Consider the following 21,377-nt stretch of genomic DNA (forward strand, 5'->3'; position numbering starts at 1 on the left):
GACCATGGCCGATATCGTCTTCCGCAATGTGACGAAACGCTATGGCGACACGCTCGCCGTCGACGACGCCTCGTTCACTGTCAACGACAATGAGTTCTTCTGCTTCTTCGGGCCGCCGCTATCCGGCAAATCGACGATACTGCGCCTGGTGCTCGGACTGGAAACCCCCGACATCGGCGAGATCCTGATCGGCGGCAGGCCGGTGAATACGGTGTCGCCAGCCGAGCGCAATGTCGCCATGGTGTTCCAGAACCTGGCGCTGTTTCCGCATATGAGCGCGCGCGACAATGTCCGCTTTCCCCTGGTCGAACGCCGGATCGCCGAGGCCGAAATCGAAAAGCGTGTCGCCGACGTCGCGGCCAAGCTGCATATCGGCCACATCCTGCACAAGCCGCCGGCGCAGCTTTCGGGCGGCGAGCGGCAGCGCGTGGCGATTGCGCGTGCGCTGGTGCGCGACCCCAACGCCTATCTGATGGACGATCCGATCTCGGCGCTCGACGCCCGGCTGCGCGAGGAGACGCGCGTCGAGCTGAAGCGCATCCAGCGCGAGCTCGGCAAGACGCTGATCTATGTCACGCACGATCAGGAAGAGGCGATGTCGGTCGCCGACCGCATCGCTATTCTTGAGAACGGCAGCATCAGGCAGATCGGCGCGCCGGCCGAGATCTATGACCGGCCGGCCAGCACCTATGTGGCGCGGCTGCTCGGCTCGCCGATGATGAACATCTTGAAGTCGGTGCGCGGCGCGGAAGGCATGGAGGCGGCGGAAGGCACGATCCGCATCGCCGACAAGGCCGCGCCGGCCGATGCCGTCGAGATCGGGCTCAGGCCTGAAGACATCAAGGTCCGGCCCTGGCTGGATCGGGATGGAACATCGGATGGGCGCGCGGGCCGCCCGGCGCGAGTGTTCGAGGTCGAGCCGCTCGGCGGCTATACCGTCGTGACACTCGCCGCCGGGCAGGCGCGTCTGCGGGCACTGCTGCGCGGCCAGCCCGATATCAGGCCGGACGCGATGGTGGCGATATCCTGCGAGCCGGGCAGGGTGCATTATTTCGGGCAAAGCGGGGGAGCGCTGGCACGATGACAGCGGCCGCAAGCAAAGTGGTTCGGGAGGATCAGATGACAAGCGGAGTGATAGCGGGCAACGGCTTCGATCCGGATGTGAAGGTCCGTACCAGGGAATACAGGATCGGCTGCGTCGGCGCCGGCATGATCATGGCCGAATGTCACCTCGCCGCCTATAAGGAAGCAGGTTTTCCGGTGGTGGCGATTGCCTCGCGGACCAAGGCCAGCGCCGAGAAGGTCGCCAAGCGCTGGGAGATCCCGACTATCCACGACACGCCGGAACAATTGATCGAGGACCAAAACGTCGAGATCATCGACCTTGCCTTTCCGCCCGACCAGCAGCCGGCGCTCATCCGCCATGCGCTGAAGCAGAAGCACATCAAGGCGATACTGGCGCAGAAGCCGCTGGCGCTGTCGCTCAAGGATGCGATCGAATTGCGCGACGAGGCGGCCAGGGCCGGCAAGATCCTCTCTGTCAACCAGAACATGCGCTACGACCAGTCGATGCGCGTCTTAAAGCAGATCGTCGGCAGCGGCGCGCTCGGCGACATCGTCTTCGCCCAGATCGACATGCATGCGATCCCGCACTGGCAGACATTCCTCGAGGACTATGACCGGCTGACGCTTGCCAATATGAGCGTCCACCATCTCGACGTGCTGCGTTTCCTGTTCGGCGATCCCGACGAGATCACCACGCTGACCCGCAAGGATCCGCGCACGCGCTTCGACCATTCGGACGGCATCACCGTTTCGACGCTGCGGTTTCCGTCCGGCGTGCTCGCAGTGTCGCTGGAGGATGTCTGGTCCGGTCCGCGCCAAGACGGCTACAAGGACGACCAGCACATCAACTGGCGCGTCGACGGCACCAAGGGCGTCGCCAAGGGCACGATCGGCTGGCCGACGGGTTCTGCCTCGACGCTGACCTATGCCTCGACCGAGACCACCGGCGGCGAATGGCTCACTCCCAGCTGGAGCACGATGTGGTTCCCGCATGCCTTCATCGGCGTGATGGAGCAGCTCCAGCACGCAGTGAAGACGGGTGAGCCGCCGGCACTTTCCGTCGCCGACAACGTCAAGACCATGGCGTTGATCGAAGCCGGCTATCGCTCGATCGATGAGCGCCGCACGGTCAAGCTGTCCGAAATCTCGATAAACCCAATCAACTGAATCGCTTACAGGGAGGATTTCATATCATGATGCAGGCAGGTATCTTCACGGGCTATTTCCCGTACGGCCTCAAGGAAACCGCGCAGAAGATCCGCGCGCTCGATTTCAACACGGTGCAACTCGACCTGCATTTCAGGGATATCGACCTGTCGGCCGGGCAGATCACCAAGGAAAAGGCCAGGACGGTTCGCGACACCTTCCGCGACCACAACCTGCCGGTGTGCTGCGTGTCCGGCTACACCAACATCATCCATCCGGACATGGGCGAGCGCGAGAGGCGCGTCGGCTATCTCAAGGAGATCATCCGCAATGCGCGCGAATTCGGCACGCCTTACGTGATCTCGGAAACCGGCACCTACAACACCGAATCCGACTGGGTGCATCATCCCAGGAACAAGACCGAGGAAGGTTTTGAGGAATGCCGCAAGGTCATCGCCGACCTTGCCCAGACCGCCTATGACCACGGCGCGGTCTTCCTGCTCGAAACCTATGTCAACAATGTCGTCGGCTCGGTCGAGGAGACGGTGAAGATGTTCGCGCAGGTCGACCATCCCGGCCTCGGCCTGCTGATGGATCCGACCAACTATTTCGAGACCCATAACATCGACAGGATGGACCAGATCCTGAACCAGGTATTCGACACGCTGACCGACAAGATCAAAATAGCCCACGCCAAGGACGTCAAGCGCTCGGGCGGCGACAAGTCGGAGAAGCACGCCGATATCGGCGACGAGGACGCGCTGGAAAGCCACACCTTCCGCGGCGTCGGCGAGATCGAGCTGCCGGCGCCCGGCCTCGGCTCGCTCAACTACGACCTCTATCTCAAGCGGCTGTCCGAAAAGCACCCGAACATCCCGGTCATCATCGAGCACCTTTCGGAGGACGACGTGCCGCGCGCCAAGAAATTCCTCGACGAGAAATTCCGCGCCAACGGACTGTGACGGCACGGTTCGGCCACGAAAAAGGGAAGAAGAGAAATGTGGAGATTCGTATCGAAAGTCGCGGCTGCGGCGACCGTGTTCGCCGGTGTTGCACTGGCTGCACCGGCGCTGGCGCAGGATGCTCAGAAGATTTTCTACTTGCTGTCGCATGGCGGTCCGTCGGACGCCTTCTGGATCGACTGGAATGCCGGCGCGACCAAGGCCTGCGACCAGCTCAAGGTGACCTGCAAGATCTCGTTCAGCGGCGGCGACATGGCGGCGCAGAAGGAGGCCTTCAACTCCGCACTTGCCGCCAAGCCGGACGGCATCGCCACCACCTCGGCGCAGCCCGGCCTATGGACCGAGGAGGTCAAGGCAGCCAAATCGGCTGGCATCCCGATCGTGTTCTTCAACACCGACGATCCAGCGACCGGCCGGCAGGCCTATGTCGGCGCCGACCTCAGGCAAGCCGGCGTGATCTGGGCGAAATATCTCGTCGACCACAAGATGGTGAAGCAGGGCGACAAGGTGTTCCTGCCGGTCGAAGTGCCGGGCGCCAGCTATCAGCAGCTCGAGACCGAAGGCATCGCCAGCGTCTTCGATCCGCTCGGCATCAAATATGACGTGGTCGATTGCGGCACCGATCCGGCCGGCATCATCGCCAAGATGAGCGACTACATGGTCGCCAACAATCCGCCGGCAATCATCGCGCTCGGCGATTCCGTGGCGGCCAGCGTCAAGCGGGTGTTCGACGGCGCCGGCGTGCCGGCCGGCAAGATCCCGGTCGTCGGCTGGGGCAATTCCAGGGAAACCGCCGAAGCCGTCAAGGCCGGCTTCGTCAACGCGGCTGCCTGGCAGTTCCCGTCGGCGCAGGGCTTCATGCCGGTGGCGCTGCTCGGGCTTGCCGCCGCGGGCGAACCGATCGGCTACGATATCCACACTTTCAGCCTCTATGACGCATCGAGCGTCGAACCGATCCTGAAACTCTATGACAAGTGATTGAAACTGACGCCCGCTGCGTAGGCGGCGGGCGTCACCCTGAGATATGGTCCGAGCAGTCATGACTATCGCCGCAGAACAGGAAATGCCGCGCTCCAGACGCAGGTCGAGCCTGATCCGCTCGCCGCAATTCTCTTCGCTCGTCATCCTGATTGTCCTGCTGGCGGTGTTCGCGATCGCCGATGCGAACTTCCTGTCGCCGCTCAACATCTCCAACATGATGGCGTTCCTGCCCGAACTCGGCATCATAGCGCTCGGCATGACGCTGCTTCTGACGGCGGGCGAGTTCGACCTTTCGGTCGGCGCCGTGTTCGGCCTTGCGCCGGTCGTCGTCATGCTTTTGGTGCAGAACGGCGGGTTTGATATCGGCATCGCGCTGCTTGCCGGCCTGCTGCTCTGCATAGCGATCGGTGCGGTCAACGGGCTGATCGTCACCAAGATCGGCATCTCCTCCTTCCTGGTGACGCTGTCGATGCTGCTCGTGGTGCGAGGTGCTGCGCTCTACATCACACAAGGCTTTCCGCTGAAATCCTGGGACCAGCCTGGCTTTTTCGTGACACTGCTGGCCGGCAGCTTCAATATCGGAACGTTCCGTTTCTATACCTCGCTGTGGTGGTTCATCGGCCTGTCGCTGCTGGCGATCTACGTGCTGCACTATGCCAAGCTCGGCAACTGGATCAGCGCCATCGGTTCGAACCGCAACGCTGCGGTTGCGCGCGGCGTGCCGGCCGATGCGGTCAAGGTCTGGCTGTTCATCCTGACCTCGGTGCTGGCGGGCCTGGCCGGCATGATCAGCGCCTTCCGCATCTCGGCCGCCTCGCCGGTGGCCGGCACCGGATACGAGCTCGAAGTCATCGCCATGGTGGTGGTCGGCGGCACTGCGCTGACCGGCGGGCGCGGCACCATCCTGGGCACCATCGTCGGCGCGCTGATGCTGCGCAGCATCCGCAACGGCATCGTGCTGATCGGCGTGCCCGGCCTCGCCTACAACATCTTCGTCGGCGTCATCATCCTTGCCATGCTCATCCTGCACGCTTTGCTGCAGAAGAACGCCGCCAGGAGCTGACCATGGAAGTGCTCCGGCTGCACAATCTGCAAAAATCCTTCGGCAGCGTCCGCGCGCTGAAGAGCGCCTCCTTCACGCTCGACGAGGGCGAGGTGGTGGCCTTGCTCGGCGACAACGGCGCCGGAAAATCGACGCTGATCAAGGCGATCTCCGGCGTCTTTCCCGTCGACCGCGGCGACATCTATGTGCGCGGCCAGAAGGTCTCGATCCGCTCGACCCGCGACGCCATGGATCTCGGCATCGAGACGATCCACCAGGATACCTCGCTAGCCCCGGACCTGAGCATTGCGCGCAATCTCTTTCTCGGCCGCGAGCCGGTCAATCTGAGATGGCTGGGCGTGTTCGCGCCGCTCGACCTCGCCAAGCTACGCGATGCCGCCGCGGCGCTTTTGAAGCGCGTCGGCATCTCGAAAAAGCTCGACGCCGATGCGCTGGTCAGCACGCTGTCGGGCGGTGAGCGCCAGTCGATCGCCATTTCGCGGGCCATGCAGTTCGCCGCCAAGGTCATCATCCTCGACGAGCCGACCAACAATCTCGGCGTCGAGGAAACGCACGGCGTGCTGCGCTTCGTCAAGGAGGTGCGCGCCGCCGGCCATTCGGTGCTGCTGATCACCCACAACATCCATCACGTCTTCCAGGTCGCCGACCGCGTCATCGTCATGCGCCGCGGCGAGATCGTCGCCGAGCAGACGGTCGCCGATACCGATCTGCTGACGGTGGAGAGCATCATCACCGGCGCCGACATGTCGGCCCTGCTCAAGGAGACGAGAGCGAAGTGAAGGAACTGGCCGTCACATGGTAGAGCTTTACGGCAAGACGCTTTCGCGCCGGCAGATCTCGGAACGCTCCGGCATGCTGTCGCAATTCGCCGGCGTGCGGCTGATGACGCTCGGCGACGGCGTGGAGCGCGGCATCCGCATGCTCGAATTCCGCACCGGCTCCGGCCTGCGCTTCACCGCGCTGGTCGACCGGGCGCTCGACATCGCCGATTGCGATTTCAAGGGCCAGGCGATCGGCTGGCATTCGCCGAGCGGCTTTCGCCATCCCGGCCTGCACGAATATGAAGGCGAGGAGGGGCTGGCCTGGGCGCGGTCGTTTTCCGGCCTGCTGCTGACCTGCGGCCTCGACCATATATTGTTCATGAACGAGGTCCCCGCCGACAGCTACAACTATCCGCCGAAGAAGACGGTGCGCCATTCGCTGCATGGCCGCGTCAGCACCATCCCGGCGCGATTGACCGGCTATGGCGAGACTTGGGACGGCGACCGCTGCGTGCTGTGGGCCGAAGGCATCGTCCAGCAGTCGACGGTGTTCGGCGAGGATCTGCATCTGCTGCGGCGGATCGAGGCCGATGTCGGCGGCACCGAGATCCGGCTGTCGGACCGCGTCGTCAATCACGGCTTCAGCCGCACGCCGCATATGTACTTTTATCACATCAATGTCAGCCATCCTGTGCTCGACGAGGGCTCGCGCTACCTGGCGCCGATCCGCGACGTCGTCTGGGCGGGCCATGCCGGCGAGCGCTATGAGGCGCAGAAGGTCGGCTACCGCACGGCGCCGGCACCGCAACTGGGCTTCACGGAACAGGTCTGGCAGCACGAACTCGGCGCCGACGCCAACGGCGACGTGCCGGTGGCGGTGGTCAACGACCGTCTCGGCCTCGGTCTCGAAGTCGTCACGCGCAAGCACCAGTTGCCTTGCGCCTATGAGTGGCAGAATTTCCAGGCCGGGCATTATGCGCTCGGCATCGAGCCGTCGACGCATCATGTGCTGGGCAATCTGGCAGCGCGCGGACGCGGCGAGATGATCTGGCTGCAGCACGGCGAAAGCCGTTCGTACGAAGCGGAGTTTCGGGTTCTCGACGGCGCCGGCGAGATCGCCGGCGCCGAGAGCCGGATCGCAGCGATTGCCAGGCAGCCGCGGGAGGATTATCCGCGGCCATCGGGTCATTTTCCTGTTCTCGGAGGCAGGTCGTGACAATGGCGAAGGCGATGCGAAACACCAGTTGGAAGGCTGGCCTCGGCCGGAGTGGAGAGGGCTCGCGGCCGTTCGGAAATTGGAGGTCACAATGGCTGGCAAGGTAAAGCGCGATTACAGCCTGGTCGGTGAAAGCACGCGGATTGCGATCGAGACCGGTCTAGCCTCGGCGGAGTGGTACCACACCGATGTGCCGCGCAAGACGATGAAGGAACTGATGCAACGTTCCGACAGTCCGGCAATCCGCGACACGGCCATCTGGCTCGCCGCCATCCTAGGTTCCGCCGCCGGCGGCGTTTACTTCTGGGGCACCTGGTGGTGCGTGCCGTTCTTCTTAGCCTATGGCGTGCTCTATGCCTCGGCCAGCGACTCGCGCTGGCACGAATGCGGCCACGGCACCGCTTTCCGCACGCGCTGGATTAATGATGTCGTCTACCAGATCGCCAGCTTCATGCTGATGCGCAATCCGGTGACCTGGCGCTGGAGCCATGCCCGCCACCACACCGACACGATCATTGTCGGACGCGATGCCGAGATCGCCGTGATGCGCCCGCCGGACCTGCTGCGCACCGCACTCGCCTTCACCGGTATCCTCGACTTTCGCTATTCGCTTCCGGCGCTGGTGCGCCAGGCATTCGGCAAGCTGACGCCGGACGAGAAAAGCTACGTTCCCGAGATGGAACAGCACAAGGCCGTCATCGCCGCCCGCTGGCATATCGCCATCTACATCGCCACAATCGCGCTCGCGGTTTTCGTGCACTCGTGGATTCCGCTGGTGCTCGTCGGCGGGCCGCGCCTCTACGGCACCTGGCACATGGTGCTGACCGGCCTGCTGCAGCACATCGGTCTCGCCGACAACGTGGTCGATCATCGGCTCAACAGCCGGACCGTCTACATGAACCCGATCAGCCGGTTCATCTACTGGAACATGAACTACCACGTCGAGCATCACATGTTTCCGATGGTGCCCTATCACGCGCTGCCCAGGCTGCACGAATTGATCAAGCACGATCTGCCGGAGCCGAACCCATCGATGTGGCATGCCTATCGCGAGGTCTGGCCGGTCCTGCTCAGGCAGCTCAAATACGAGGACTATTTCCTCAAGCGCGAGCTGCCGCCGACGGCACGGCCCTATCGTGGCGAGTTCCACGAAGTGAACATGTCGGCAGCAGCGGAATAGGCGCTGCGCAGCAGCAAGGCGAAATTTCGGGAGAAAATAGAGATGGCCGATTGGGTCGAGGCGTGCGCGGTGGACGATGTCGACGAAGAGGATGTCATCCGCTTCGATCATGGCGGCCGCAGCTTCGCAATCTACCGTTCGCCGGATGACGAATTCTTCGCCACCGACGGCTTTTGCACACATGAAAAGGCGCATCTGGCCGATGGGCTTGTCATGGACGACATCATCGAATGCCCCAAGCACAATGGCCGCTTCAATTACAAGACCGGCCAGGCCAAGGGCGCGCCGGTCTGCGTCAATCTGCAGATCTATCCGGTGAAGGTCGAAGCTGGCAAGGTGATGATCCAGATCGCCTGACCGGCCTTCCATTCACGCAACCAAGGGGACCAAATCGATGAGCCGGAAAAGACCGACGGTGGCAGACCTGCGCGCCATGAAGGGCAAGCGGCAATTGACCATGCTGCGGGTGCTGACGATGGAGGAGGCCGAGGCCGCTGAACGAGCGGGGGTCGACATTGTCTCGGTGCCGCCGGAACTGGTGCTCAATCCGCAATACCGCGATGCCGCACCCAGCCTGTTCACCATGCCGGGCGACAATTTCTACGAGATCGGCACAGCCGACGATTTCGTCCGCTGGGCGTTCCGGCTCTACAAGGCGAGCGCCGACGCGGTTTATTGCAGCGCCGGCTTTGCCACTGTCAAACGGCTGGCCGATGACAATATCCCGGTGATCGGCCATGTCGGCCTGATCCCGTCGCGCGCCACCTGGACCGGCGGCTTCAAGGCTGTCGGCAAGACCGCCGACGGCGCCATGCAGATTTTCGAGGCAGTCAAGCAATACGAAGCGGCCGGCGCGATCGGCGCCGAGATCGAAGTGGTGCCGGTCGAGGTGGCCAAGGCGATTTCGGAGCGAACCTCGCTGATCATGCTGTCGATGGGGGCCGGCACCGGCTGCGACGCGCAATATCTGTTCGCCGACGACATCCTTGGCCAGAACCGTGGCCACATGCCGCGCCATTCCAAGGTCTATCGCAATTTCGCCGCCGAATATGACCGCCTGCAGGCGGAACGCATTGCTGCTTTTTCCGAATATGTCGCCGACGTGAACAGCCTGGCCTATCCCGAAGACAAGCATGTGGTGCATATGGACCCGGACCAGCTCGGCCAGTTCATGGAGAAGATCAACGCCGGATAAGACGCGCCGGCCAGGACGTGCTCGACAATATCAAGGGATTTAAAGCACTTACGGCCTGACCTTCTCCCCTTGTGGGAGAAGGTGGATCGGCGCGTAGCGCCGAGACGGATGAGGGATGCTGGAAGAAACGCGGCGTTAAAAGATCGAGGAATTTTGAGTGCTTAGTCCTTCGAGGGAGCGATCCTTCCAGCACCCCTCATCCGACCTCGCTTCGCGAGGGCACCTTCTCCCACAAGGGGAGAAGGAAAGGGCGCCACGCTACACCGGCCGATATACCTTCTCCGCCGTGCTCCAAAAGATGTCCGCCTCTGCCACCGCACCATGCTTCGCAACCGCCTCCCGGTGCGCCTTGATCAGTTCGGCATGGCTGGTCCATAGTTTCTCGATCGGGAAGTTCGAGCCGAACATCAGCCGGTCGCTGCCGAGAATGTCGATCGCGTTGTCGACGATGTAGGCGATCAGCGTCGGGTCGTTGCGGTGGACGAAGGTGCCGAGGCCGGAGAGCTTGGCATAAAGGTTGGGCGCGGCTGAAAGCGTGCCCAGCCCGGTCTTCCAGGCCTCGGTGGTTTCCGGCGAAACATCGGTGAGCATGCCGGCATGGGTGAGGATGAAATTGGTCTCAGGATTTTCGCCGACAAGCGTCAGCCCGTCCTTCATCTGGGCCGGGAAAAGCTGCAGGTCGAAGGACAGATCATAGTCCTTCAGCCGCGCCACATTGGCCCGCACCTTCGGGTCGACGACCTGATCGGGTGAGGTGGCGAAGCGGAAGGCCGGCGTTTCGTGCCAGTGCAGTTGCATGCGCACGCCGCGCAGCAGGGGGTATTTTTTCAGCCGGTCGATCTGGGGCCTGATATCATCCACCGTCATGTCGGCATAGCCGACGATCGCATGCGGCCAATCGGTTTCGCTAGCCGTCTTCTGCAGGAAGGCGACTTCGGTCTCGAAATCCTCCTTGGCCCAGTTGGTCTGGACATAGACCGCCTTCTCGACGCCGGAGCCTTGCTGGTCGGCGAGGAATTCCTCGATCGGATAGTCGCGGCGGATCGGCTCGTAAGGGCCGAAGATGCGCGGCACCATTGGCCCGCGCAGCCAGGGCTGGTGCTGCTGTCGCCAGATGTGGAAATGCGCGTCGATCGCCTTTTTCATCATGAAACCCTTTTCCAGATTGCTGCGGCCGCCGCAGCGGGGCGGGCGAGCGACAGGATGAAATCGGTGAGACCGGCGATCGACGAGCCGTCGACCAGATCGTCGAGCACCGGCAGGATGGCGCGAAGCGCTGCCGTCGCCGGCTGGAAACGCGGGTCGCCGGCCAGCGGCGTCGCCAGCGACAGCCGGAAGGCGCGGGCGCTCAGCCGGCCCATCGCCATTTCAAGATCGGCATGATCGCCGCGCTCCAGCGCGTCGGACAGGATGACGACCGCCGCGCCGCGCGCAAAGGCAGAGAAGCGCGGCACCGACAGGAAGGCGAGCAGCGTCGGTCCCATGCGGGTGCCGCCATCCCAGTCGTCGACCAATGCTGCCGCGCGGGCCAGCGCCTGGTCGCGGTCGCGAATGCGCAGCGCCGTGGTGATGCGGGTCAGCCGCGTGCCGAAGGTGAAAATTTCAGCCCGGTCCGCGCCTTGCACCGCTGCATGCGCCAGTTTGAGATAGTCCGATGTGTAGAGCTTCATCGAGCCGGACACGTCGATCAGCAACGAAACCTTGCGAGGCACGATCTGCCGGCGGCGCAGCAGCGGCGACGGTATATCGCCGTCGGCACTGACGATTTCGCGGAGCGAACGGCGCAGGTCGAGCTTGCCGCGCGCGTGCGTGCGCACGGTGCGGAAGGAGCGGCGGGCGGGCAAGGCGGTAGCGAGCTTGCGGCGGAAGGCGGCAAGCCCGTCGCCGTCGCGTTGAAAGTCGCGGGCGCTCAACCGTTCGGCGCCGGACGATAGCTCGCCGCCTTCCTCCCGGCGCGTCACCTCGATCTCTTCTTCGCTGGTGCCGCCATCGTCCTTGATGCGGGTTTCCTCGTCGACCTCGCCTTCGACCACGGCCGCGGTGCTGCCGCAAAAATAGCTTTGGAAATGCGCCTCGAATTCGGCGCGGCGGTCGGGCGCCGGCGCCAGCGTGGCAAGCGCCGCTTCGTGGATATCGGCCATCGACCGGGGCCCGAGCAGCGTCACCGCCTGCATGAACCCGGACACCTGCTCCGGCGCCACCGGAAAGCCATAGCGGCGCAGCAGCCGGCCAAAACCGAGCAAGGGCGCAGCCGCGCGGGGCAAGCTCTCCTCTACCCGTTCACGGGGAGAGGATGCCGGCAGGCAGGTGAGGGGCGGCGCCGTCTTCCGCCGTTCGCGCTGCCCCTCATCCGCCCCTTCGGGGCACCTTCTCCCCATGAACGGGGAGAAGGGGTCATTGACGTCGCGTGTCACGCCAATGCCTCCTCGACGATCCGGCCAAGCTCGGGGGCGATGTAGGACAGGTCCTCCTCGTCCTTGATCAGCACGCCGATGGCGCGGCGGAAGGCTTCCGGCCACGGGCTGCCGCCCTTTTCGAGGATCGTCGCGGCATTGGCCCATTCGACCGCCTCGGCAATGCCGGGCGGCTTGGCCAGCGGGCGGGCACGGATGTCGCGCACGGCGGTAGCCACGGCGCGGGCGGTGGCCTTAGCGACGTCACCGGCGCGAAGCATGATGATGGCGGCCTCGCGCTCGGCGTCGGGATAGGTGATCCAGTGGTAGACGCATCGCCGCCGCAACGCCTCCGCCAGTTCGCGGGTGCGGTTCGAGGTCAGGATGACGATCGGCTGCGCCGTCGCGCGGATGGTGCCACGCTCGGGAATGCTGATCTGGAAATCGGAAAGGAATTCCAGGAGCAGCGCTTCGAACTCATGGTCGGAACGGTCGATCTCGTCGACCAGCAGCACGCGCTTTTCCGGCGCCTTCAGCACCTGCAGCAGCGGCCGTGCGATCAAAAAACGGTCGTCATAGATGTCGACCTCATGCTCGCCGGCATGACGAATGGCGAGCAACTGGCGCTGATAGTTCCATTCGTAGAGCGCGTGTGCGGCGTCGATGCCTTCGTAGCATTGCAGCCGCACCAGATCGCGCCCGAGCAGTTCGGCTATCGCCTTGGCCGCCTCGGTCTTGCCGACGCCCGGCGCGCCTTCGAGCAGCAGCGGCTTGCCCAGCCGGATCGCCAGGAAAATGGCGGTGGCAAGGCTTTCATCGGCCAGATATCGCGAGGCGGCGAGGCGCGATGCCACCGCCTCCGGCGAGATCGCGACAGTCTCGGCGCTTGTAGTCCGGGCGCTTCTCTTGGGCATTCCCAGCACTCAGTTCGAGGCTTGCGCCTTCAGCGCCCGCAGGATGCGTTCCGGCGTGATCGGCAGCGTGTCAATGCGAACGCCGACGGCGTCGAAGACCGCGTTGGCGACCGCCGGGATTTGCGGGTTGGCACACATTTCGCCCGGCCCCTTGGCGCCAAAGGGTCCGTCGGCCGAGGGCCTCTCCAGCACGATGATCTCGGTTTGCGCAAGATCGCCTGGTCCCGGCATCAGATATTGGTTGAAGTCGGTGCCGCCATGATCGCGGTCGGGGTAATAGGGTTCTGTCGTCTCGTAGAGCGCGTGGCTGATGCCCATCCACGAGCCGCCGACGAGCTGCTGCTCGACCATTTTCGGGTTCAGCGCGCGGCCGATCTCAAAGACATTCTTGACAGTCAGCACGGTGACCTCGCCGGTCTCGTCGTCGACCTCGACCTCGGCGACGGTGCAGGCATGCGCGTAGCAGGTCGACGGTTTCATCGCGCCGGTTTCTTTATCGGGATATGAGCGCGGGATCAAAAACATGCCGCGGCCGGAAATCGAGCGGCCGCGCTTGAAATGCGCCGACAGCGCGACATCGAAGATCGAGATCGATCTTTGCGGCGCACCCTTGACCAGGATGTTGCCCTGGCCGTCGGTATCGAGGTCCGAGGCGTTCACTTCCAGTTCCTCGGCCGCCACTTCCAGCATCACCTGGCGGGCTTCCCTGGCCGCCTGGATGACGGCGTTGCCGGCGCGGTGGGTGCCGCGCGAGGCGAAGGTGCCCATGCAGTGCGGGCCGGTGTCGGTGTCGGCGGTGTCGACAACAACGCGGTCGGTTGGCACGCCGATCGTCTCGGCGCAGATCTGCGCCATGATTTGCTTCATGCCCTGGCCGAGATCGACACTCGACAGCGTCACCATGAAATTGCCGGTCGGCGTCGAATGGACCAGCGCCTGGGTCGGGTCGCCGCCGAGATTCATGCCGGTCGGATAATTGATTGCGGCGACGCCGCGTCCGCGCCTGATCGCCATTTCAAGCTCCCTTCGCGTGGGACGACATCGCCATGAACTTCTCCGCCACCGGCCAGTTGGCGGCGCGCGAGGCTTCCTGCATGCACTCGATCAGAGCCGCGCCCTCGGTCGGCTGGCGGTGCGCCTTCATGTCGCCGTCGCGGTAGGCGTTGATGAAGCGGAATTCGAGCGGGTCCATGCCGATGAGCCGGGCGAGCTTGTCCATCTGCACCTCCAGCGCGAAATCGCCGATGGTGACGCCGAAGCCGCGCATGGCGGAGGAGGGGGTCCGGTTGGTGTAGACGCAGTAGGTGTCGATCCAGACATTCGGGATGGTGTAAGGGCCGGGATAGTGGCCGGCGCCCTTCTGCGCGCCATAGGGCGAATGGCGCGAATAGGCGCCGGCATCGGTGTAGCCGGTGACTTTTCGGGCGACGATGCGGCCATCCTTCATGACGCCGTCCTTGATGACGACCTTTTCGGCGGCGCGCGGCGAGGAAATCTGCATCTCCTCCTCGCGGCTGTATATGAAGGAGACCGGCCGCCCGGTCAGCTTGGCGCCGAGGATGGCGATCGGCTCGACGATGACGTCGACCTTGCCGCCAAAGCCGCCGCCGACGGTGCCGCCGACGAAATGCAGTCTGTTGCCGGGCATCTGCAGGATGATCGAGGCGTTGTCGAGGGTGAAGAACATCGCTTGCGTGTTGGTGTAGCAGGTGAAGCGATCGTTGCCCTCCGGCGCGACGATGCAGCCGGTCGTCTCGGTCGGCGCGTGCTCGATCGGCGACGATTGATAGGTCTGTTCGAGCACGTGATCGGCGCCGGCGAAACCGGCCTCGACATCGCCGAAGCGCACCTTGCGGCATTCGCCGCTGTCATAGAGGTAATAATTCCGGCCGTGATATTCGTTGACAACAGGCGCGCCAGGCTTCAGCGCTTCTTCCATGTCGAAGACGGCTGGCAGCACCTCGTAGTCGATCTTGACCTTGGCCGCCGCTTCCTGGGCGGCACGCTCGGTCTCGGCCAGCACCGCCACCACGGCTTCGCCCTTCCAGCGCACCTTGCCGTCGGCCAGCACCGTCTCGTCCTCCGGGCCGATCTGGATCAGGATCAGGATGGTGTAGACATTGTGCGGCACATCCTTGGCGGTCAGGATTTTCACCACGCCCGGGTGCACCTGCGCCTCTGAGGTGTCGATGCTGCGGATGCGGGCGTGATGATGCGGGCTGCGCACCATCTTCAGATGCAGCATGCCTGGAAGATTGCGGTCGGCGAAATAGGCGGTCTTGCCGGTGACATGACCGGGCGAATCGGAGCGCGGCCGGGGCTGGCCGATCTCGTGCAGATCGTCCTTCCGCTGGTCGGCGAAGTAGCTCTTGCGGAGTTCCATCTTTTCGACTCCCCTCAAGCTGCGTTCTGCGAATTGGATCGCGCGGCGGTCAGCACCGCCTGAATGATCGGCTCGTAGCCGGTGCAGCGGCAGATATTGCCCGACAGCGCCTCGACCACATCGTCGCGGCTGGGGTCCGGCGTGTGATCGAGCAGCACCTTGGCGGCCATGATCATGCCCGGCGTGCAGAAGCCGCATTGCGTGGCGAAGGCGTCGAGGAAGGCGCGCTGCAAAGGATGCAGCACGCCGCCTTGCGACAGCCCCGATGTCGTGGTGATCGCCGCACCGTTGCAGGTTTCGGCCAGCGTCAGGCAGGACAGCCGCAACTCGCCGTCGATAATGACCGAGCAGGCGCCGCATGTGCCCTGATGGCAGCCCCCTTTCGGCGAGGTGTCGCCGATCTTGTCGCGCAGCGCATTGAGCAGCGTCGTGCCGCTGTCGAAGAATTCGGCCTTCTCCGCGCCGTTGAGCGTGAACTGAACCGGGATCTTTGCCATCTTTTACTCCTTGCGCCGCAGCCAGGCGGATATGGGCGCCATTGGCTTTCAGGCGAGCAAAAGCCGGCCGAGATGAACCGGCAGGACTTCATTGCGATACCAGGCACTTGCGATCGGATCGGTGACGGGCGAGGTGCCGTCGCTCGCGACGGCCAGCGCCGGCGCGATGCCGTCGCTGGTGAGTTTTTTGCCGAGCAGCGCCTTCTCCGCCGCCTTGGCGCGCATCGGTCGGTCGGCCATGCAGCCAAGCGCGATGTGCGCCGATGACACGGTTCCGTCCGGTGCTTGTTCCAGCACGGCGGCGATGCACAGCACCGAGACGCCCTTCGGCTTGACCCTCGACACTTTCAGGAAGCGAAGGCCTTCCGCCGGAAGCGTAAATCCAACTTCGGTGACAATGGCGTGGTTGCTTTCGCGTTTTGCCAGGAAGGTTTCGATCGGCTTCTCGCCGCCCTCGGTGCTAACAATTGCATCCAACGCCAGCAGCGCCACGGTGAAATCGCCATAGGGCGCCGGGGCGAAGAGATTGCCGCCGACCGTCGCCACGTTGCGGATCGCCGGGCCGCCGACGGCGCGCGCGGCGCGGGCAAGTGCCACGAGATCCGGATGACGGGCGATCGCCGCCATGGTCACCGAGGCGCCGATGCGAACCTTGTCGCCGGAAACGATGATGGCCGACAGCGCCGGTTCGGTCGACCCGATGAGGCTGGAGACCGAAACGTCGCCTTCATTGGCGGCGCGCACGACCAGCGTGCCGCCGCCGAGATAGCGGGTGCCGGCGGCTTTCAGCGCCGCATTGGCGTCCTTGACCGTCGAGAAAGTCTGCAATGCAAGCGCCATGGAACGCTCCTGTTTGTTAGCCCCATTCAGTTCAACCTTGGCCGGCGAAATGGGTCTTCAGGGCGTTAAAACCGCCCTGAAAGACGTTGGCGCCCATGCCTTCCGCCAATTTGTCAGCTTCCTCGGGGGCCGCGTCGAAGCTTGCGGTCCATTCGGCATAGGTGCGGTCGCCATCGGTCACCCGGCGCAACTGCAGCGTAGCCTTGTGATTGGTGAGCGGTTGCGGCGTCTCCAGGATGGAGTAGCTGACGAGGAAACTGTCGTCGGAGAAGTCGAGCAGCTTCTCGCGGATGCGGGCGCCGCTGGCGAGTTGGAAATTGCGCACGCAGCCGATCGCTCCGGCGTCTTTGCCGTCCTCGATATGGCTCTCGACCATGCGCGGGTGCCAACTCGGCAGCCCGTTGAAGTCGCGTATGCGCGCCCAGACCTTTTCGACCGGTGCGTCGATGACGCTGGAGACAGTGACTTTCGCCATATGATCGTTCCCTTGCAATAGCTGTGTCGCGAGGGTAGGGCGGCGGGCCCGGCAGCACTTATCAATGCGTCTTGAACGCCTATCAATAAGTCTGAAAATGGCTCAGGAAATGGCCCGCGCCGCCTCGCGATAGAGTGTCGGCGGAACGCCGACATGATCGCGGAAGAACCGCGAGAAATTACCCTGCGTGGTGAAGCCGAGATTGCAGGCGACCGAGATCAACGGCTCCTGCGACCATTGCAGCTGCCGCACCGCTTCCGCCATGCGCAGCGTGTTCCAGTAGACATTGGGCGTCAGATTGGTCTGCTCCTTGAACAGCGCGAAGAAATGCGGCCGCGACAGGCCGACGCTGCGCGCCACCTCGTCGAAGCAGATGCGTTCGCAGACATTGGCCTTCATCAGCTGGATCGCCTTGCGGACACGGAAATCCTGCACCGTGTGGACGCGGGCCCGCGCCACTTGTGGCGCCGAGGCGTCGGCGGCGTCGAGCACGCTGTCGATGAAGCGCTCGATCTCGTAATTGGCAATGTCGTCCATGCTCTCATTGTCGCTGAGATGGTCGAGAAGATTGGCTGCCGCCTTGTGCAGCCACGGCTCCAGCGTGATGGCCGGTGCCGAAAATAGCGGCGCGGTCGACGGCAGGTCGCGGCGCCGGCGCGCCCAGTCCGGATCGATGTAGAAGGCGAGGAACAGGCCGGGCCGGCCGTCGCGGGACAAAGCGTGGCTGTGCGGCTGGAAGGAATTGATGCCGGCGGCGGTACCGGGTCCAAGCCGCACCGTCTCGCGGCCGATGGTCATCTCGCCGGCCGTGCCTTCCAGCCAGATGATGATATGCGCCTCGACATGGGCATGGGTGACGAAGTCGCTGGCGACGTTCAGGACAGAAACATGTCCGAACCGGCCCCAGTAGAGCCTGATCGCTTCTGTCATGGGTACATCCTCCCGCAGGCGACTGGCCTCCCTTCGCCTGCAATCGGGATAGTGCGGCGCAGTCCGGGCCTGCGTCAAGGCGCATGCATAAGCTTGGCGCCCGTCATGAACCGTGCCGGCCGATTTTCAGACTGAGCGATAGGAAGCGAACGAACAGCGCGCGTGACCTGCGGTCTATTCGTTGCGCCTGAAATTGCGGAGCCGGTCGAACAGGACCGCCATCAGAATGGCGCCGCCGATGAACACCCCCTGCCAGAAGGCGTTGATGCCGAGCAGGCCAAGGCTGTTGCGGATCACTTCGATCAGCGCCGCGCCGACGACGGCGCCAAAGGCCGTGCCCATGCCGCCGGCCAGGTTGGCGCCGCCGATGACGGTGGCGGCGATGACCTGAAGCTCCATGCCGTTGCCGAGATTGGTGGTGACGGCGCCCAGCCAGCCGGTCTGGACAATCCCGGCAAGACCCGCCGCCAGCGCCGAGATCATGTAGACAGCGACCTTGATCTGGCGCACCGGAACGCCGGTCAGCGTCGCCGCATGCTCGTTGCCGCCGATGGCGAAGATGTGCCGGCCGAATTTCGTCCAGCGCAGGACGAAGCCGGTGATCAGCGCCAGCACGATCATGTAGAGCACCGGATTGGCGATGCCGAACACAAAGGCTCCGCCGCCCAGCGCCAGAAGCTTGTCGTGGTCGGGCCCGAACTGGAAGACGACGGTGTTGTTGGATGCGACCATGGCCAGGCTGCGCGCGATCGACAGCATGCCAAGCGTCACCACGAAGGGCGGAAAGCCAAGATAGGCGATCAGGATGCCGTTGAAGGCGCCGATGATCAGCGCCGTCGCGATCGCAGCGGCAATGCCGATCTCGATGCCGTAGCCGGCATGCATGGTCACCGCCAGCACCATCGAACACAGGCAAAGCACCGAGCCGACCGACAGGTCGATGCCGCCGGTGATGATGACGAAGGTCATGCCGAGCGCGACGATGGCGACGAAGGTGATGTTGCGGGTGATGTTGTAGAGGTTCTTCGTCGTGGCGAAGGAATCCGTGGCGACGGACAGGAACAGGCAGGCGAGGATGACCGCGATCACCACCCAGAAGGTCTGGCTGGCAAACACCCTGGTCAGCAAAGTGTGCTGTTTCTGCGCGATCGTCTGGTCAAGAGTTACTGCCATCGTCGACCTTTATTTGCTTGCGTGGTGAAACCGGCTGGCATCAAACCTGTTCGATGGCGCCGGTGATGAGCCCGGTGACTTCCTCGGGCGAACTCGACGCGATCGTCTTGTCGGCAACCTTGCGGCCGCGCCGCATGACGATGACGCGGTCGGCAACGTCAAAGACGTCGGGCATGCGGTGGCTGATCAGCACGACCGCTATGCCCTGGTCGCGCAGATGGCGGATCAGGTTCAGCACCTCGGCGACCTGCCGGACCGAGATCGCCGCCGTCGGCTCGTCCATCAGCACGATCTTGGCCTGCGAAAGCATGGTGCGGGCGATCGCCACCGCCTGGCGCTGGCCGCCCGACATCTGCTTGACCAGATCGCGCGGGCGGGTTTCGGATTTCAGCACGGCAAAAATCTGGCCGGCGCGCTTGTACATCGCGGCGTAGTCGAGGATGCGAAACGGCCCGACGCCGCGGCGCAGCTCGCGGCCGAGATAGACATTGGCGGCGGCCGTCAGATTGTTGCACAGCGCCAGATCCTGATGGACGATCTCGATGCCGTGCTGGCGCGCCTCCACCGGCTTGTGCAGGATAAGCTCCTTGCCGTCCATCTGCATCGTGCCGTGGCTCGGGCGGAAATTGCCGGCGATCATCTTGACCAGCGTCGACTTTCCGGCGCCGTTATCGCCCATCAGGCCGACCACCTGTCCGGCCTCGATCGACAGCGAAACGTCGTTGACGGCCTGGATCGCGCCGAAATGTTTCGAGATGTTGGCGAGTTCGAGAACCGACACCAGACTGCTTCCTCCCCGTGCTTTCCGGCTGCGGTTCTGCCGCGGCCTCGCTCGTCCCAGCTCCTCCCGGGAACAGCGCTTTCGCCCATTTACGCACATGCCCCCTTGCCGTCAACAGCGGCTTCTTTCGAAAAATCCGTTTTGTAGGACAAATAGCAATTGACGTTGGTCGCAAGCCGATATTAGCTAGGCGCCGGAGGAGATTATGCCGATCTCCTGTTCCGGTGCGCCGGGCGGAATTCGGCGGAGGTTTATCGGTCGAGGGATCTGGCAGCGTCCGTGTCGCGCTGGTCTGCGGCCGCATCTGGAAATACTTATCGGCCCGGCTTGGCGACACGAGCGCTCGCGAAACGAACCTCTGTCATCGCGCATCCGGGCCGGTCTGTGTGGCGGGCACGCCGTGTCCGTCTGTTTCAAGGGAGGACTGAAATGAGGAAATCACTATTGCTCGCTGCCGTCGCCATGCTGGCGTTGGGCGCCGGGCCGGCCATGGCCAAGAAACAGCTCGTCATCGTGGTGAAGGGGCTCGACAATCCGTTCTTCGAGGCCATCAACCAGGGTTGCCAGAAATGGAACTCGGAAAACGCCAACTCGGAATATGAATGCTTCTACACCGGTCCGGCGTCGACCTCGGACGAGGCCGGCGAAGCCCAGATCGTCCAGGACATGCTGAGCAAGCCGGACACGGTGGCGATGGCCATTTCGCCTTCCAACGCGCCGCTGATCGCGCAGACGATCAAAAGCGCCAATCCGTCGATCCCGATCATGACGCTCGACGCCGACCTCAGCAAGGAAGATGCGGCGCTGCGCAAGACCTATCTCGGCACCGACAACTACCTGATGGGCTACAAGATCGGCGAGTACATCAAGAAGGCCAAGCCGGAGGGTGGCAAGATCTGCACCATCCAAGGCAATCCGGCGGCCGACAACATCCTGCGCCGCGCTCAGGGCATGCGCGACGCGCTTACAGGCCAGAAGGATCTCCCGGCGCTCGCCGGCGAGGGCGGCTGGACCGAGGTCGCCGGCTGCCCGGTGTTCACCAATGACGACGGCGCCAAGGGCGTGCAGGCGATGACCGATATCCTCGCCGCCAATCCCGATCTCGACGCCTTCGGCATCATGGGTGGCTGGCCGCTGTTCGGCGCGCCGCAGCCCTATCGCGACCTGTTCAAGCCGATGGCCGACAAGATCGCCAAGAACGAGTTCGTCATCGGCGCCGCCGATACGATCGGTGAGGAAGTGGCCATTGCCAAGGAGGGTCTGGTGACCGCGCTGGTCGGCCAGCGTCCGTTCGAGATGGGCTACAAGGCGCCTTCGGTGATGATCGACCTGATCGAAGGCAAGGCGGTCGCCGATCCGGTCTTCACCGGTCTCGACGAGTGCACCAAGGATACGGCCGACACCTGCATCCAGAAGTAGGAT

The 21,377-nt window shown here is 63.8% G+C and carries 22 protein-coding genes; 11 read left to right on the forward strand and 11 right to left on the reverse strand.

The features are described 5' to 3' along the window. The first annotated feature begins 4 nt into the window (after positions 1–4). The 10 genes from NMG70_RS31015 (at position 5) to NMG70_RS31060 (ending at position 9,569) form a co-directional block, all read left to right on the forward strand. Positions 5–1,084 carry an ABC transporter ATP-binding protein gene (locus NMG70_RS31015; RefSeq protein ID WP_254028005.1) on the forward strand — a complete coding sequence of 360 codons (1,080 nt, stop codon included), beginning with the start codon at positions 5–7 and terminating at the stop codon, positions 1,082–1,084. Between the two features lie 35 nt (positions 1,085–1,119). Continuing rightward, complete coding sequence (locus tag NMG70_RS31020) at positions 1,120–2,232, forward strand: Gfo/Idh/MocA family protein (protein ID WP_254028006.1); 1,113 nt, start codon at positions 1,120–1,122, stop codon at positions 2,230–2,232. A gap of 26 nt (positions 2,233–2,258) precedes the next feature. Then, the gene (locus NMG70_RS31025) at positions 2,259–3,173 is read left to right on the forward strand and encodes a sugar phosphate isomerase/epimerase family protein (RefSeq protein ID WP_254028007.1); all 915 of its coding nucleotides are present in this window, start codon (positions 2,259–2,261) and stop codon (positions 3,171–3,173) included. Positions 3,174–3,209: 36 nt separating this feature from the next. After that, positions 3,210–4,151: a sugar ABC transporter substrate-binding protein gene (locus NMG70_RS31030; protein WP_254028008.1), complete on the forward strand. Its 942-nt coding sequence runs from the start codon at positions 3,210–3,212 to the stop codon at positions 4,149–4,151. Between the two features lie 61 nt (positions 4,152–4,212). Beyond that, a complete protein-coding gene (locus tag NMG70_RS31035; protein ID WP_254028009.1) occupies positions 4,213–5,217 on the forward strand; it encodes an ABC transporter permease in 1,005 nt (334 codons plus the stop codon). Continuing rightward, positions 5,214–5,996 carry an ATP-binding cassette domain-containing protein gene (locus NMG70_RS31040; protein WP_436798501.1) on the forward strand — a complete coding sequence of 261 codons (783 nt, stop codon included), beginning with the start codon at positions 5,214–5,216 and terminating at the stop codon, positions 5,994–5,996. The genes NMG70_RS31035 and NMG70_RS31040 overlap by 4 nt, the downstream gene beginning before the upstream one ends. A gap of 16 nt (positions 5,997–6,012) precedes the next feature. Further along, positions 6,013–7,194 (forward strand): aldose 1-epimerase family protein, encoded by a 1,182-nt coding sequence (locus tag NMG70_RS31045; RefSeq protein WP_254028011.1) that lies wholly within the window; start codon positions 6,013–6,015, stop codon positions 7,192–7,194. Between the two features lie 91 nt (positions 7,195–7,285). Beyond that, positions 7,286–8,374, forward strand: a complete 1,089-nt coding sequence (locus NMG70_RS31050; RefSeq protein WP_254028012.1) for a fatty acid desaturase family protein — start codon at positions 7,286–7,288, stop codon at positions 8,372–8,374. A gap of 42 nt (positions 8,375–8,416) precedes the next feature. After that, positions 8,417–8,731, forward strand: a complete 315-nt coding sequence (locus tag NMG70_RS31055) for a MocE family 2Fe-2S type ferredoxin (RefSeq protein ID WP_254028013.1) — start codon at positions 8,417–8,419, stop codon at positions 8,729–8,731. 37 nt (positions 8,732–8,768) lie between these two features. Further along, positions 8,769–9,569, forward strand: coding sequence for a 3-methyl-2-oxobutanoate hydroxymethyltransferase (locus NMG70_RS31060; protein WP_254028014.1), 801 nt, complete (start codon positions 8,769–8,771; stop codon positions 9,567–9,569). A gap of 258 nt (positions 9,570–9,827) precedes the next feature. Here the strand turns inward: NMG70_RS31060 and NMG70_RS31065 are convergent, their stop codons facing one another. From NMG70_RS31065 to NMG70_RS31115, 11 genes are all read right to left on the reverse strand, one after another. Then, positions 9,828–10,715 (reverse strand): amidohydrolase family protein, encoded by an 888-nt coding sequence (locus NMG70_RS31065; protein WP_254028125.1) that lies wholly within the window; start codon positions 10,713–10,715, stop codon positions 9,828–9,830. Next, positions 10,715–11,983, reverse strand: coding sequence for a vWA domain-containing protein (locus NMG70_RS31070; RefSeq protein WP_254028015.1), 1,269 nt, complete (start codon positions 11,981–11,983; stop codon positions 10,715–10,717). The genes NMG70_RS31065 and NMG70_RS31070 overlap by 1 nt, the downstream gene beginning before the upstream one ends. Beyond that, positions 11,980–12,876, reverse strand: coding sequence for an AAA family ATPase (locus tag NMG70_RS31075; RefSeq protein WP_254028016.1), 897 nt, complete (start codon positions 12,874–12,876; stop codon positions 11,980–11,982). Before NMG70_RS31075 ends, NMG70_RS31070 begins: the two co-directional genes overlap by 4 nt. Positions 12,877–12,885: 9 nt before the next feature. Then, positions 12,886–13,890 carry a xanthine dehydrogenase family protein molybdopterin-binding subunit gene (locus tag NMG70_RS31080; protein ID WP_254028017.1) on the reverse strand — a complete coding sequence of 335 codons (1,005 nt, stop codon included), beginning with the start codon at positions 13,888–13,890 and terminating at the stop codon, positions 12,886–12,888. A 1-nt stretch (position 13,891) separates the two neighbouring features. Next, positions 13,892–15,259, reverse strand: a complete 1,368-nt coding sequence (locus tag NMG70_RS31085) for a xanthine dehydrogenase family protein molybdopterin-binding subunit (RefSeq protein ID WP_254028018.1) — start codon at positions 15,257–15,259, stop codon at positions 13,892–13,894. 14 nt (positions 15,260–15,273) lie between these two features. Further along, positions 15,274–15,756: a (2Fe-2S)-binding protein gene (locus NMG70_RS31090; protein ID WP_254028019.1), complete on the reverse strand. Its 483-nt coding sequence runs from the start codon at positions 15,754–15,756 to the stop codon at positions 15,274–15,276. Between the two features lie 48 nt (positions 15,757–15,804). Continuing rightward, positions 15,805–16,596: an FAD binding domain-containing protein gene (locus NMG70_RS31095; protein WP_254028020.1), complete on the reverse strand. Its 792-nt coding sequence runs from the start codon at positions 16,594–16,596 to the stop codon at positions 15,805–15,807. 31 nt (positions 16,597–16,627) lie between these two features. Next, positions 16,628–17,071, reverse strand: a complete 444-nt coding sequence (locus NMG70_RS31100) for an SRPBCC family protein (RefSeq protein WP_254028021.1) — start codon at positions 17,069–17,071, stop codon at positions 16,628–16,630. Between the two features lie 102 nt (positions 17,072–17,173). Next, complete coding sequence (locus NMG70_RS31105; protein ID WP_254028022.1) at positions 17,174–18,001, reverse strand: AraC family transcriptional regulator; 828 nt, start codon at positions 17,999–18,001, stop codon at positions 17,174–17,176. A 174-nt stretch (positions 18,002–18,175) separates the two neighbouring features. Beyond that, complete coding sequence (locus tag NMG70_RS31110) at positions 18,176–19,174, reverse strand: ABC transporter permease (RefSeq protein ID WP_254028023.1); 999 nt, start codon at positions 19,172–19,174, stop codon at positions 18,176–18,178. 40 nt (positions 19,175–19,214) lie between these two features. After that, a complete protein-coding gene (locus NMG70_RS31115; protein ID WP_029351636.1) occupies positions 19,215–19,955 on the reverse strand; it encodes an ATP-binding cassette domain-containing protein in 741 nt (246 codons plus the stop codon). Positions 19,956–20,384: 429 nt separating this feature from the next. Here NMG70_RS31115 and NMG70_RS31120 point away from each other — a divergent pair, with 429 nt between their 5' ends. Beyond that, the gene (locus NMG70_RS31120; RefSeq protein ID WP_254028024.1) at positions 20,385–21,374 is read left to right on the forward strand and encodes a sugar-binding protein; all 990 of its coding nucleotides are present in this window, start codon (positions 20,385–20,387) and stop codon (positions 21,372–21,374) included. Positions 21,375–21,377 lie beyond the last annotated feature (3 nt).

The sequence above is a fragment of the Mesorhizobium ventifaucium genome (assembly GCF_935822925.1).
GTDB classification, from domain to species: domain Bacteria; phylum Pseudomonadota; class Alphaproteobacteria; order Rhizobiales; family Rhizobiaceae; genus Mesorhizobium; species Mesorhizobium ventifaucium.

Excerpts from the sequence above, each read along its gene's own strand:
- NMG70_RS31120 (WP_254028024.1), top strand. The coding sequence starts at position 20,385 with ATGAGGAAATCACTATTGCTCGCTGCCGTCGCCATGCTGGCGTTGGGC.
- NMG70_RS31055 (WP_254028013.1), top strand. The coding sequence starts at position 8,417 with ATGGCCGATTGGGTCGAGGCGTGCGCGGTGGACGATGTCGACGAAGAG.
- NMG70_RS31045 (WP_254028011.1), top strand. The coding sequence starts at position 6,013 with ATGGTAGAGCTTTACGGCAAGACGCTTTCGCGCCGGCAGATCTCGGAA.
- NMG70_RS31080 (WP_254028017.1), bottom strand. The coding sequence starts at position 13,890 with ATGGCGATCAGGCGCGGACGCGGCGTCGCCGCAATCAATTATCCGACC.
- NMG70_RS31050 (WP_254028012.1), top strand. The coding sequence starts at position 7,286 with ATGGCTGGCAAGGTAAAGCGCGATTACAGCCTGGTCGGTGAAAGCACG.
- NMG70_RS31075 (WP_254028016.1), bottom strand. The coding sequence starts at position 12,876 with ATGCCCAAGAGAAGCGCCCGGACTACAAGCGCCGAGACTGTCGCGATC.
- NMG70_RS31020 (WP_254028006.1), top strand. The coding sequence starts at position 1,120 with ATGACAAGCGGAGTGATAGCGGGCAACGGCTTCGATCCGGATGTGAAG.
- NMG70_RS31015 (WP_254028005.1), top strand. The coding sequence starts at position 5 with ATGGCCGATATCGTCTTCCGCAATGTGACGAAACGCTATGGCGACACG.
- NMG70_RS31105 (WP_254028022.1), bottom strand. The coding sequence starts at position 18,001 with ATGACAGAAGCGATCAGGCTCTACTGGGGCCGGTTCGGACATGTTTCT.
- NMG70_RS31090 (WP_254028019.1), bottom strand. The coding sequence starts at position 15,756 with ATGGCAAAGATCCCGGTTCAGTTCACGCTCAACGGCGCGGAGAAGGCC.
- NMG70_RS31035 (WP_254028009.1), top strand. The coding sequence starts at position 4,213 with ATGACTATCGCCGCAGAACAGGAAATGCCGCGCTCCAGACGCAGGTCG.
- NMG70_RS31025 (WP_254028007.1), top strand. The coding sequence starts at position 2,259 with ATGATGCAGGCAGGTATCTTCACGGGCTATTTCCCGTACGGCCTCAAG.
- NMG70_RS31030 (WP_254028008.1), top strand. The coding sequence starts at position 3,210 with ATGTGGAGATTCGTATCGAAAGTCGCGGCTGCGGCGACCGTGTTCGCC.
- NMG70_RS31085 (WP_254028018.1), bottom strand. The coding sequence starts at position 15,259 with ATGGAACTCCGCAAGAGCTACTTCGCCGACCAGCGGAAGGACGATCTG.
- NMG70_RS31110 (WP_254028023.1), bottom strand. The coding sequence starts at position 19,174 with ATGGCAGTAACTCTTGACCAGACGATCGCGCAGAAACAGCACACTTTG.
- NMG70_RS31095 (WP_254028020.1), bottom strand. The coding sequence starts at position 16,596 with ATGGCGCTTGCATTGCAGACTTTCTCGACGGTCAAGGACGCCAATGCG.
- NMG70_RS31060 (WP_254028014.1), top strand. The coding sequence starts at position 8,769 with ATGAGCCGGAAAAGACCGACGGTGGCAGACCTGCGCGCCATGAAGGGC.
- NMG70_RS31065 (WP_254028125.1), bottom strand. The coding sequence starts at position 10,715 with ATGAAAAAGGCGATCGACGCGCATTTCCACATCTGGCGACAGCAGCAC.
- NMG70_RS31100 (WP_254028021.1), bottom strand. The coding sequence starts at position 17,071 with ATGGCGAAAGTCACTGTCTCCAGCGTCATCGACGCACCGGTCGAAAAG.